The organism is Paenibacillus sp. MT124 (assembly GCF_058792755.1).
In genome coordinates this window covers 3,839,237-3,852,162 of the sequence record NZ_CM179500.1, presented here as the reverse complement: position 1 = coordinate 3,852,162, position 12,926 = coordinate 3,839,237, and the positions used below count along the sequence as shown (strand labels likewise).

The window sequence follows — 12,926 nt, the reverse complement described above, 5'->3', positions numbered from 1 at the left end:
AAGACGGATTCCAGCATACGGAGTCCGTCTTTTGAATTTGATCTTTGGATTCACCAGTGGAAATGATTAATTGATATTTTTGTAATAAACCAAATGGTCCGTCCATTCATCATATTCGTGTATGAAGCCTTTACGTATACATTCAAATTCCATACCTACGTGTTCAGCAAGTTTCATCGAAGGGGTATTATCCAAGTTAATATGGGCTTCTATACGGTGAAATTTCAAATGTTCAAATGCCATATTCAGAGCTTCTTTTACTGCTTCTTTGCCGTATCCTTGCCTCCAGTATTGATTATGGATTGTATAGCCGAAGCTTGCCCATTGAAAATTAGCTCTTGCTAAGGTTGCAATATCAATTGTACCCAGATGTGTACCATCTTCCTTTCTAAACACCCCAAATACATAAACCGCATCCGTGCATGCTAGCTCTTGATGTCGATCTACCAGATGATGGAACCAATCCCGTGTACATTCAGTCATGTCCACTTTCCCTTGATCATGACGGTGTTGGGAGGGGAGGCGGTGTTCGAATTCATTCAACCAATTGATATAATCGTCTTTCTGTAAAGGTCTGATGATTAATCGCTCTGTCTCTGATCTATAATCAAATTTCTCCATAGTCAATTTTAATGTGACATCTCCTTTTAGATTGCATTGCTGCTTCCATGAACGATTTTGTTTAGAGAATCAAGTTTATATGCCATGGTCATCACACCTTTCAGACTTTAACCAGATCAAGCAAAGCCAGTTTATCACAGGATGGATCTGTTGAGAACAAGGTTGTAAGGATAATTGTTAACGGAAGATATGAAGGGCTATTTATGGTGAAAACATGAAAAAGGTCTAAGAAGAAAAGTTAATTATATGACTGTTTTTTGTGTTTGGATAATAATGACATTGACATCTTCGGCATTTTCCAAAATAATAGAACGTAATTGAATACTGGTACCTTTAATTCAGTCCAGAGAGGCTGGCAAGGGCAGCGGATTTTTATAATCACGCGTGAAACAGGGCATATTCCGTTCAGGGATGCTCTGCGTCTTCGCGCGGGTTATGATGCAAAAAAGAGGCTACTTGTCAGTTTTGACCTGACGAGTAGCCTCTTTTTTCTGCTTTTTGGTATCAGGACACTTTAAGTTGGGGGTATTCTGATGAGCAAACAAGATCAAGAATTTTCATGGCAGGCAGTGCCAAAAACGCAGAGAAACCATTTTTGGAAGACGTTGTCCGTTATGCTGGGGTTCACGTTCTTCTCAGCAAGCATGCTGGCAGGAGGGACGCTTGGTGTTAGCTTAACGTTTATGGAGTTCATTGGTATCGTGCTTGCGGGTAATTTGGTGCTCGGGATCTATACGGGAGCACTGGCACATATCGCGGCGAAGACAGGCTTGTCCACACATTTGCTGGCCAAATATGCATTCGGTGAGAAAGGGTCGTATCTGCCTTCCTTCCTGCTCGGCTTCACACAGGTTGGATGGTTCGGTGTCGGCGTAGCGATGTTCGCAATTCCCGTCGCCAAAGCGATGGATTGGAATGTGTACCTGTTAATCTTTGTGTTTGGTCTCGCTATGACGGCATCTGCAATCTTCGGTATGAAGTCACTTGTCATTTTGGGTTATATCGCGGTTCCAGCCATTGCCATTCTAGGGAGTTACTCCATGTTCGAAGGTGCAGATACGCTGGGTGGTCTGCAAGGATTGTTTGATTACACGCCGGCACAGTCGCTCACTGCAGCAGCTGCACTAACCATTTGTATCGGATCATTTATCAGCGGTGGAACATTAACGCCAGACTTTGCCCGCTTTGCCCGTACGTCACGCCAGGCAGTTACCGCAACTGTCATTGCATTCTTCCTGGGCAACTCGCTCATGTTTCTGTTCGGTGCAGTCGGCGCCATGGCCTATAACCTGGCAGACATTTCGGAAGTCATGTTCCTGCAAGGGTTGATCATTCCTGCGATCATCGTTCTGGGATTGAATATCTGGACAACAAACGACAATGCTCTGTATGCTTCGGGACTTGGTTTTGCCAACATCACTAAAATTTCGAAAAAATTCTTCGTCGTCGTCAACGGTATCGTGGGTACCATCTTTGCGATGTGGATGTACAACAACTTTGTTGGTTTCCTGAATGTACTCGGCGCAGCCGTACCGTCTATAGGAGCCATCATCATTGCAGACTACTTCTTCGTGAAGCGCAGAAATTATAAACCATTTGCCGAGATGACTTTTAAAACGGTAAACTGGATAGCGATGGTCGCTTGGGCGATCGGCGTGGCATTCGCTCAATTGGCACCAGGAGTAACGCCGTTGAATGCACTTCTTGGTACAGCGGTGGCTTACATTGTACTCATGTTGATCGTTTCTGCGAAAGAATCCAAAGAAAAGGGGAAAATGAATGATTATACAGAACGCGAAATTGCGGGGTAAAGACGGTCTATGGAATATCGTTGTAAAGGACGGGAAATTCGAACAAATCACGCAGGAGCCAGCTGCTACTGCGAATGAGGAAGTTATCGACGTAGGCGGTTCGCTTGTACTGCCACCGTTCATTGAGCCTCATATTCATCTGGATACAACATTAACGGCAGGTGAGCCGGAATGGAATTTGAGCGGTACGCTGTTCGAAGGCATTCAGCGGTGGTCCGAACGCAAAGCATTTCTGACGCAGGAAGACGTTAAAACACGTTCCAAAACGGCGCTGAAATGGCAAATGGCGCAGGGCATCCAGCATGTGCGGACACATGTGGACGTAACGGATCCAAGCCTGACGGCAGTTAAAGCGATGCTTGAAGTAAAAGAAGAGATGGCGCCTTACATTGACATCCAGCTTGTCGCTTTCCCGCAGGAAGGTATTCATTCCTATCCCAACGGTGTGGAACTGCTTGAAGAATCGCTGAAAATGGGCGTTGACGTCGTGGGAGGCATTCCCCACTTCGAATTCACACGAGAATACGGCGTCGATTCAATGAAGGTTGCATTTGACCTTGCTGAGAAATATGACCGTCTAATCGACATTCACTGTGATGAAATCGATGATGAGCAATCCCGTTTTGTAGAAGTCGTTGCCAAGGAAGCCTACGAACGTGGACTGGGTTCCCGTACGACAGCGAGTCATACGACGGCAATGGGGTCATACAATGATGCATATACGTACAAGCTGTTCAGATTGCTGAAAATGGCTGACCTGAACTTCGTATCCAACCCGCTGGTTAACATCCACCTGCAGGGACGCTTTGACACGTATCCGAAAAGAAGAGGACTGACTCGTGTCAAAGAGCTGCAGGAAGCAGGTCTGAACGTGTGCTTCGGTCACGATGACATCTTCGATCCATGGTATCCACTCGGTACGGGTAACATGCTTCAGGTGCTGCATATGGGTATCCATGCTTCGCAGCTGCTTGGTTACGATCAGATCGTGAATTCCATTGACCTGATTACCAAAAACAGCGCAAGAACGCTCCACATCGAGGATGTGTACGGCATTGAAGAAGGCAAGCCAGCCAACTTCATCGTTCTGGAAGCAGAGAATGAATATGAAGCCATCCGCAAACAAGCTGGCGTGCTCTACTCGTTCAGAGGCGGCCGCAAAATCGCGGAAACGAAACCACGGGATACGTCGATCATTCTTGAAGACGGTTTGGAGAAGGTAACATTTAACAAATAAGCAATGAGAATGTAATGAAATAGGAAATAGGCACATTATACATTAAGCAATGCCTAGCATTAATCAAAAAATCCCCTCGGGGTGACAGGATCAATCAGAAAGCACACGTAATCGTGAATTCTTCCTGCCACACATGAGGGGATTTTTTACTGTTAGTAAAGAGACAGTGCCTCATGATGAGACTAGTCCGTTACAGCTTTTTGTAATCTCGCTACACCTTCCTGTATTTGTGCATCTGACAAATGGGCAAATGATAAATAAATACCAACCTTTATGCCATCCGAGGTTGAGCTGCTGACTTCCGAGTAGTGGACCCCTTCCGATCTGGCGGATGCCCGAAAGGCTTCATAAGCTGAGGCTTCTCCTCGCCACCAGCCGAATACGTGCAGACCCGCTTCATTTTCCACCCAATCAAACCATGTAGAGAGCTGCTGGTTCAACAGTTTGAGTAACATATGGAACTTGCGGCTGTACAGACGATTCATCCTGCGCAGATGACGTTCATACTGACCGCTTGTCATAAATGATGCGAGCGCCCGCTGTTCAATTAGATTGACAGGTCTTGGCTCATATAAAGCCTGAGCCTTTCTAAAGGTATCTGCCAGGGTGGGAGGGAGGACCACATAACCCAGCCTTACTTCAAAAGGCAATGTTTTGGTGAAGCTTCCAAGGTAAATGACGCGCCCTTCTTTATCGAGTGTTTTCAGAGGTTCAACATGCATACCGCGGTATCGGAACTCACTGTCGTAATCATCTTCGACAATCATGGCATCCCGGCGATGCGCCCAGTCCAGCAGGGTTTGTCTGCGTTCAAGACTAAGCATTTCGCCTGTTGGAAATTGCCTTGACGGCGTGACAAACAACATACGTGCATCCCAGTTTTGGGGGACCAGTCCCTGACCATCGAGACTCGCTTCAATCAACTTGGCGCCTGCAGCCATAATGGCTTGAGAAATCCCGACATAACAAGGGCTTTCCGTCACAACATGGTCGCCAGGGTCTGCGAGCAATTGAGTGAGCAGCGCTATAGCCTGCATGGAACCTGCAGTAACGGCGATATGATCCGCATCTACATGAATCCCCCGCATTCTCCGCAGGTAGGCAGCAATGGCTTCTCTTAATTTCGGGTCTCCTGTTGAGCTAACAAAGGCGGAAGCATGGATAACGTTCTCCTCACGATGCCGTATCTCTGCATACAATCGATTATTCCATTCATCGTAAGGGAACTTGGAAAGATCCGGCTGATATTTGCTGAAGTCGATCACTTCCCTATTCTCTTTGCTATGATCACGAACCTGTACCGTTTGTTGAGGGGTCTGCTGCTCAAGCTGCTGGATACGGTTTCCCCAAGCTGACAAGTGATGAGTACAGGATTTTACCTGGTACTCCTCATGGCTTAAATCCGCTTGATAAGCAACAAAGGTACCTCTTCCGTGCTCTGACTGAAGGTAACCTTGGGCAGTTAACGTATCATAGACCTGATTCACGGTTCCTCGGGAAATGTGATATGACGCTGCTAACTCCCTTGTGGAAGGTAACTTTTCGCCGTATACGAGATTACCATCATGAATAGCGTCCCGAACCGCATGATAGAGAGCCTTCATTTTAGTATATTGTCGGTTCAAATATGAACTGTACGCTAGATGAAATTGCATAGATCCTCCAATGGTAGTATAAAGTGGTTCAATATATTCAAAGTGGTACAATAAAATCCGGTGATATTGGATCTTTTTATGTATCCATTCTCATTTTATACTAATTCATAGTTTAAGGGGAAACAATAGTGGCATCGAAAAATAGATCATTTACTTTGTTGAAATAAGATGTCCTTTTTGAAATTATCAAAAGTTAAACTGGGAGGATTACAATCATGCAAACAGGTACAGATCGTGTTAAAAGAGGAATGGCTGAAATGCAAAAAGGTGGCGTCATCATGGACGTCATGAATGCAGAACAAGCTAAAATTGCGGAAGCGGCTGGGGCAACAGCTGTTATGGCTCTTGAGCGGGTACCTTCTGATATTCGCGCAGCCGGCGGTGTAGCTCGCATGGCAGATCCAACAATCGTTGAAGAGGTTATGAAAGTGGTATCCATTCCGGTGATGGCCAAAGCGCGTATCGGTCATTACATCGAAGCTAAAGTGCTTGAATCCCTTGGCGTGGACTATCTCGATGAGAGTGAAGTACTGACACCTGCAGACGAAGTATTCCATATTGATAAACATGAGTTCACTGTACCATTTGTATGTGGAGCCAAAGATCTGGGAGAGGCTCTTCGCCGCATTGGTGAAGGAGCATCCATGATTCGTACCAAAGGTGAGCCTGGAACAGGCAATATTGTGGAAGCTGTTCGCCATATGCGTCTGATTAACAGCCAAATCCGCAAAGCCCAAAACATGTCCAAGGACGAATTGTATGCTGAAGCGAAAAACCTGGGTGTATCTTATGAGCTTTTGCTTGAAGTACATGAGAATGGCAAACTTCCAGTCGTTAACTTTGCTGCAGGCGGTGTAGCCACTCCGGCAGATGCTGCACTTATGATGCATTTGGGCGCAGACGGCGTATTCGTTGGATCCGGTATTTTCAAATCGGATAGCCCTGAGAAATTCGCTCGTGCCATTGTCGAAGCGACAACACATTACACGGATTACAAACTGATTGCCGAAGTATCCAAAAACCTGGGTGCGCCAATGAAAGGGATCGAGATTTCCAAACTGTCTGCGGATGAGCGCATGTCCGACCGCGGTTGGTAAGATATAAGGGATTTCGATAAGTAGTAGGTAGTCTGAATAGTGAGGAAAAAAGCTGATCAGTTGAGTATAATTGATCGGCTTTTTTGTTATTCTTAAAGAACATTGTACGGATGTTCCAAAAGGCAGACAATGAATGTAACGGACGTGAAATTGACCTGCACATTGATATCTTCAAAATGCTGTGTCTATAATAAGCGGTATGAAGGAAGGTGCAGACCATTCGCTATCTATATGAGTTTATTCAACATCACGACGATCTGCCTATGAAACTCTTCGTGAACTCAGTGAAACATATTGATTTCCATTGGCATAAGGAAGTGGAGGTTGTCTATGTTCTCCATGGTTCAATCAACATGTATCTGGACCAGCAGCAGTATACGTTGCATGAAGATGATTTGATTGTGGTAAACAGCATGTCCGTCCACAAGATAGAACGAACCAATCAGGACAACGTGTTATTAACATTGCAGTTTGGTCCGGAGTTGATGAACAATAATGCTTTTATCTCCTGTAACTCTGCCCTGAACGTGGAGCAGGACGTTCCCCGGCTGCTTAGCATCAAACAACATCTCGCGCAGATGGTGTGGGAGATCAACAAAAAAACGCCGGGGTATCAAAATTTCACCATGGGCAGATTACAGATGTTATGCGGCTTCCTGCAGAGGTATTTTTCAAATGGAACGAATCCGACGTTGGAAGAAGGAAGCAGGGACTATGACTATAAAAGGCTGAACAGGGTCCTCACATATATTGATATTCACTATAATGAGAAGATTACGCTGCAGGATATGGCAGATTCCGAGCATTTAAGCTTGCATTATTTTTCCCACTTTTTTACGGACAAGATCGGGATACCTTTCCAAAAGTATCTGACCCTCATTCGCCTGGAGAAAGCTCAGGCGCAACTGGCAGCAAACGATAAAAATATTTCGGAGATCGCGCTGGATTGCGGATTTGCCAATGTGAAGCTGTTTAACAAATACTTCAAGGAAAAGTATGGCTGCACGCCCGGTTCCTATCGGGAAGCTTCGCGTACACCGGAACCTCATCAGTTGAATGTGAACCGCAAGCCCAAAACGTATGAGGAATCTTCTAGCGGAGATTATTACGAGATGGAAACGTTGAATGCGATTGGCTCGTTGTATCGATATTTGGATCCCAAAGGCGACGCAGATCAGGAGATGCTCCCTGTATCACCTGCACATCTGTCAGACCAAACTAGCATCAAGGTTCGTGCGGATCAGACATCGTTCGTCTACGAAAAGCACTGGAATATCACCATGACGGCGGGAAGAGCCATCGAAGGTTTGCGTGAAGATTGGCGGAAGCAGCTGTCTGCTTTGAAAGGCAAAGTACCTTTTAAGTACATTCGATTTCACGGCATATTTAATGATGAGATGATGGTGTACAGCGAAACGGATCAAGGCACTCCTGTCTATAACTGGTCTTATGTGGACAAGTTGTATGATTTCCTGCTGGATCAGGGAGTTCGGCCATTCGTGGAATTAAGCTTTATGCCGAGCCAGCTGGCGAGATCCAAGGAAACGTTGTTTTGGTGGAGGGGGAATATTAGCCCGCCATCCGACCCCACCAAGTGGCAGGCACTTGTTCGTGAATTCATTAGGCACTGCTTGAATCGTTATGGGGCGGAAGAAGTGAAGAAGTGGTACTTTGAAGTCTGGAACGAGCCTGACCTGGCTGGTGTTTGTTGGGCAGGAAGCAAGGAAGAATATTTCGCTTTTTACGAATTGACCGCCCATGCCATCAAAACGGTATTGCCCGATCTGAGAGTGGGAGGCCCAGCTATGGGTTATGGATCTCTTTGGAACGACACCTGGGCTGAGGAGTTTCTATCATATTGCAGGAAGCATGAAGCTGCCCTCGACTTTTTCTCGTTCCATATCTATTCGGAGTATCCCAAGCTAAAAGTTGAAGAGGATCGATTAACTCAAATCATGCCGCCTTCTTTCTATAAGGAAAGCATTGATCTTCTTCGGCAGAAAATGAAGGCGTCTTCGTACGGACATGCTGAACTCCATGTCACCGAGTGGAATTTTTCGCTGTATGACCGTAACTTGCTGCACGATACCATGTTCATGGCTCCGTTCGTCATTTATCACACGATGAATACACTCGGTGATGTGAAAGCCATGGCTTTTTGGTCTTTTACCGATGTATTCGAAGAAAGTATCGTTCCAACTTCTCCTTTCTATGGGGGCTTTGGCCTGATCAATCGCGATGGTCTGAAGAAACCTAGCTATTATGCATTTGAGCTTATGGAGAAGCTGGGTGATGAGCTGCTAATCAAGGGGGACGGTTATGTCGGAACGCGAAAAAGTGACGGAAGCATGCAATTTCTGTTCTATCATTATGTGCATGTAGATCAGTTGTTTGCGAGTGGAGATTGGTCCGAATTATCCTGTTCAACCCGTTATGACGTATTTGAGGAGAAGGGCAGCAAAGCCTTTGAACTCACGCTTAACAAGCTTCCAGGGCCTTATAAATGCACCAGTTATCAACTCGATCGGGATCATGGCTCCGTTTTTGATGAGTGGACACGCATGGGATCACCATACTCTTTAACGGAAGAAGAGATCTCTTATCTGGAAGGCAGGAGCGGACCCTTCATGAGGACAGAGATCATTAGGGATGAGTGTTGGCGCAGGGAGATTTTGCTCCCGCCACATGGCGTGACGCTGCTCATTTTGAATAGACAATATTAAAAAAAAGTATCCTTAAGGCATCCTTCCAGCAATGGAGGGATGTTTTTTGTTGTTTATTTCTTGTACAGGCAGGCAAGCTAGAAAGAAGGATTAGAAATGGGCAAAAAACGAACCATGAAGAGGCAAGTTCCAACAAGAAAGCGTTCACACAAATCGATATACTATGGTTGTGGCAGCTAAGAGGAAGACAGGGGGAGTTTTGGATGAAGCGTTTCATGAAATGGATGACAGATTCGTTTGCGCCAAGATTGGAGGCGTTTACGAACAATATTTGGGTTTCTTCGATTCAAGAAGCCATCATGGTCGCCATTCCGATGATTTTCATCGGTTCAATTATTACATTGATTTCGATTTTGCAGGATTTCATTCCTGGTATGCCGGACCTGACACCGATCACGACATTCAGTTTCGGTTTGCTTGGGTTGTTTATTGCTTTCTTGACGCCTTATGTGGTGATGGAAAAAAGAGAAAGACACAAAATCAAGCTGCTGGCGGGAATGACGGGGATATCTCTGTTCGTCATGCTGCTTAACCCGACGGTAAACGAAGACGGTACCATTCAGTTCATCCTTGAACGATTTGGGCCCTCGGGGATGATTACAGCACTTCTGGTAGGTGTATTCGTCGCTCTTGTCATGATCCTGTGCAACAAATTTTCGTTCTTCAAAAAGGGATCTTCACTTCCCGAATTCATTATGGACTGGTTCGATTTTCTCGTCCCGATCGCCCTGGTATTAACAACAGGATGGGTGCTTGTATATCAGCTTCATTTTGATATTTTTGGCCTGATCGTGAACGTATTTGAGCCAATCAATGCCGTGGGACAAAGTTTAACCGGATTTTTATTGTTCAACTTTATCGGCGTCGTGCTGTATTCCTTCGGCGTAAGCCCGTGGGTCATGACACCGATCTGGTACGCAATCTGGATACCAGCAATTGAAGAAAATGCAGCTCTTGTCGCAGCGGGACAAGATCCGGTCAATATCAACACATTTGAAACCTTTTTCTCCGGCTGGCTTGGTATTGGCGGTATGGGTGCGACCTTGCCATTAGTTGTTTGGTTCCTGATGGCACGTTCGAAAAAGCTGAAATCTGTCGGCAAGGCGACTATTATCCCGTCCTTGTTCAACATTAATGAACCTGTCGTGTACGGAGCACCGATTGCCTTTAATCCATTACTCATGGTGCCGATGTGGATTAACGCACTTATCACGCCAGTGATTGTTTATTTGGCTCTCGACTGGGGTTGGGTACGAATTCCGAGCCAGATCTTCCAGTTATGGTATACACCGATCGGCTTGTCCACCTACATTATGTCCGGATTCAATGGGCTTATCTTGCTGGCGGTTGTCCTGGTGATTGTATTTATTGTCTGGTTTCCGTTTTTCAAACTGTATGATGCACAGGAACTGAAGAAAGAACAGGAACAAAATTGATAACAGAAGGGTGAGTACTATGGATAAATCAATCAATGAATTGTTATCGGAATTGACGCTGGCCGAGAAAGCTTCACTCTGCGCAGGCTTGAATATGTGGATGACGAAAGGAATTGAGCGGTTAAACATTCCGCCAGTTCATATGTACGATGGGACAAACGGCATCCGTAAAACGAACAGCGATGAAGAAATGGGTATTACAACGGAAAATGTCCCCGCAACCTGTTATCCTACGGGTTCAGCCATCGGTTCTTCGTGGAATACGGAATTGTTGTATGAAGTCGGTGTGGCACTGGGACGTGAATCAAAAACGATGGACGTCGAGCTTCTGCTTGGACCTGGTGTAAATATGAAAAGAACGCCGCTTGGCGGAAGAAACTTCGAATACTACTCGGAAGACCCATACTTGACGGGCGAGCTTGGTGCGGCGTTTATAAACGGGATCCAAAGCGAAGGCGTGGGCGCTTCTGTCAAACACTTTGCCGGCAACAATCAGGAGTTCGAGAAAATGGTAACCAGTTCGGAAATCGACGAGCGGACGCTTCGCGAAATTTACCTGAGCGCCTTTGAACGGATTATTAAGAAATCCGACCCATGGACGGTCATGTGTTCCTATAATTTATTGAATGGAACATATACGAGTGAGAATGAACATTTGCTGCATGACATTTTGAGAGAAGAGTGGGGCTATGAAGGTGTTGTCCTATCCGACTGGACAGCTGTCAATGATCGTATACGCGGACTAAAGGCCGGGCTTGATCTGGAAATGCCGGGTCCCGCCAATTACAATGCCAAAGCGATTATTGAAGCGGTTCAGAACGGAAGCCTGTCCGAAGAACAGTTGAATCAAAGCGTGGGTCGTATTTTGAAGCTGGTTGAGCGGGTAACGGGCAAAAAAGACATGGATTCTTCTCCAGATGCGGACTATCATGCACTCGCACGTAAAGCGGCGGCCGAAAGTATTGTGCTTCTGAAAAATGAGAACGCGATTCTTCCGTTAGGGCAGGAGTCCATCTCGTCGATTGCCGTGATCGGACGGTTTGCCAAAAAACCGAGAATTCAGGGAGCGGGCAGTGCGAAGGTAACACCTACAAAAGTTGATATTCCATGGGACGAGATAAAGAATCTGGCTGGTGATGCCATGACCATGAACTATGCAGAAGGGTACCCGGAGGATGACTCTATCAATGATGAGCTAATTCAGGAAAGCGTCTCATTAGCCATGAATTCCGATGTTGCTGTACTGTTTGTTGGCCAACCGGAATATGCCGAATCAGAGATGCATGATCTGCAAGGCATTGATCTTCCCGAGCATCAGGTAAAATTGATTCTTGCGGTAGCCGCGGTTCAGCCCAAGTGCATTGTTGTGACGAGCAGCGGCTCCGCACTGGCGATGCGTCCATGGGTACAGCATGTACCTGGGGTGATTCATTCGTGGTTGTCGGGTCAAGGCATGGGTAAAGTGATTGCAGATGTATTGTTCGGACAGACGAACCCATCAGGCAAGCTGTCTGAGACCTTCCCTGTCAAACTGTCGGACAACCCTTCACATATGCGAATTCGCGGAGAGAACGGCAAGCTGTATTATCGCGAAGGCCTTTTCGTGGGTTATCGATATTATGACCGGAAAGAACTGGCACCTCAATTCCCGTTTGGACACGGATTGTCTTACACATCGTTTTTGTATACGGATCTGGAAGTGGCTCAGACCCATACCGGTGTTACGGTGTCCTTCCAATTGAAAAATACCGGTAAGCGCAAGGGGAAAGAAGTTGTTCAACTGTATGTTCACGATGAAGAGTGCACATGGACCCGTCCAGAGAAAGAATTGAAAGCTTTTGCCAAAGTTGAACTGGAGCCAGGTGAAAAACGTAAGATTACTTTTGAACTGGAAGAGAGAGATTTTGCATACTACAACACCAAGTATAACCGTTGGGTGGCAGAGACCGGCTTTTTCCAAATTTCACTTGGCAGCTCGTCCAAAGATCTCCGAATCACAGAACGATTGCATTGTGACTTTGGTAAGGAAGAAATCACGTTCCACAAATTCAGTCTGCTCAGTGAGTGGATGAGTGATCCTGCAGGGAAAAAGGAATTGGAGCATTGCCTGAATGAAATGAACGAGCACGTTACGGACAAGGTATATCTTAACGAGGAGTTTGTGGGATTCTGGGCAGATTTCCCGATGATCAAAGTATTCCAAATGTTCGGTCAACAATGGATGGATGAACGTTCGCCCGATGAAATTATTCATGAACTTATCGCCAAGGTCAACCAGGCACGGAAATAATAGATAAGGTAAAGAAAAACCAAGTTCAATCCCGTAAAAAGGACATGAACTTGGTT

General features: G+C 45.9%; 8 protein-coding genes. 6 read left to right on the top strand and 2 right to left on the bottom strand.

Annotated features, from left to right (window positions below; all coding sequences use genetic code 11):
• Positions 1-66: 66 nt before the first annotated feature.
• On the bottom strand, positions 67-621 hold the full coding sequence (locus AC3RCI_RS17300; RefSeq protein WP_336782072.1) for a GNAT family N-acetyltransferase: 555 nt from the start codon (positions 619-621) through the stop codon (positions 67-69).
• Between the two features lie 533 nt (positions 622-1,154).
• On the opposite strand from AC3RCI_RS17300, the gene codB reads away from it, so the two are divergent.
• Positions 1,155-2,432, top strand: a complete 1,278-nt coding sequence (gene codB, locus AC3RCI_RS17295; RefSeq protein WP_336781919.1) for a cytosine permease — start codon at positions 1,155-1,157, stop codon at positions 2,430-2,432.
• Entirely contained in the window at positions 2,401-3,669 is a 1,269-nt protein-coding gene (locus AC3RCI_RS17290) for a cytosine deaminase (RefSeq protein WP_492472512.1), read from the top strand. The genes codB and AC3RCI_RS17290 overlap by 32 nt, the downstream gene beginning before the upstream one ends.
• 182 nt (positions 3,670-3,851) lie before the next feature.
• On the opposite strand, the gene pdxR is transcribed toward AC3RCI_RS17290, so the two are convergent.
• On the bottom strand, positions 3,852-5,324 hold the full coding sequence (gene pdxR, locus AC3RCI_RS17285) for a MocR-like pyridoxine biosynthesis transcription factor PdxR (RefSeq protein ID WP_492472513.1): 1,473 nt from the start codon (positions 5,322-5,324) through the stop codon (positions 3,852-3,854).
• A gap of 215 nt (positions 5,325-5,539) precedes the next feature.
• Here pdxR and pdxS point away from each other — a divergent pair, with 215 nt between their 5' ends.
• The 4 genes from pdxS to AC3RCI_RS17265 all read left to right on the top strand — a co-directional run bounded on the left by pdxS (position 5,540) and on the right by AC3RCI_RS17265 (position 12,870).
• Positions 5,540-6,421 (top strand): pyridoxal 5'-phosphate synthase lyase subunit PdxS, encoded by an 882-nt coding sequence (pdxS, locus tag AC3RCI_RS17280; RefSeq protein ID WP_095286539.1) that lies wholly within the window; start codon positions 5,540-5,542, stop codon positions 6,419-6,421.
• A gap of 209 nt (positions 6,422-6,630) precedes the next feature.
• Positions 6,631-9,144: a GH39 family glycosyl hydrolase gene (locus AC3RCI_RS17275; protein ID WP_492525753.1), complete on the top strand. Its 2,514-nt coding sequence runs from the start codon at positions 6,631-6,633 to the stop codon at positions 9,142-9,144.
• A gap of 203 nt (positions 9,145-9,347) precedes the next feature.
• Positions 9,348-10,580 (top strand): PTS sugar transporter subunit IIC, encoded by a 1,233-nt coding sequence (locus tag AC3RCI_RS17270; RefSeq protein WP_492472515.1) that lies wholly within the window; start codon positions 9,348-9,350, stop codon positions 10,578-10,580.
• Positions 10,581-10,599: 19 nt separating this feature from the next.
• Complete coding sequence (locus AC3RCI_RS17265; RefSeq protein WP_492525751.1) at positions 10,600-12,870, top strand: beta-glucosidase; 2,271 nt, start codon at positions 10,600-10,602, stop codon at positions 12,868-12,870.
• Positions 12,871-12,926 lie beyond the last annotated feature (56 nt).

Excerpts from the sequence above, each read along its gene's own strand:
- AC3RCI_RS17300 (WP_336782072.1), bottom strand. The coding sequence starts at position 621 with ATGGAGAAATTTGATTATAGATCAGAGACAGAGCGATTAATCATCAGA.
- codB (WP_336781919.1), top strand. The coding sequence starts at position 1,155 with ATGAGCAAACAAGATCAAGAATTTTCATGGCAGGCAGTGCCAAAAACG.
- AC3RCI_RS17290 (WP_492472512.1), top strand. The coding sequence starts at position 2,401 with ATGATTATACAGAACGCGAAATTGCGGGGTAAAGACGGTCTATGGAAT.
- pdxR (WP_492472513.1), bottom strand. The coding sequence starts at position 5,324 with ATGCAATTTCATCTAGCGTACAGTTCATATTTGAACCGACAATATACT.
- pdxS (WP_095286539.1), top strand. The coding sequence starts at position 5,540 with ATGCAAACAGGTACAGATCGTGTTAAAAGAGGAATGGCTGAAATGCAA.
- AC3RCI_RS17270 (WP_492472515.1), top strand. The coding sequence starts at position 9,348 with ATGAAGCGTTTCATGAAATGGATGACAGATTCGTTTGCGCCAAGATTG.
- AC3RCI_RS17265 (WP_492525751.1), top strand. The coding sequence starts at position 10,600 with ATGGATAAATCAATCAATGAATTGTTATCGGAATTGACGCTGGCCGAG.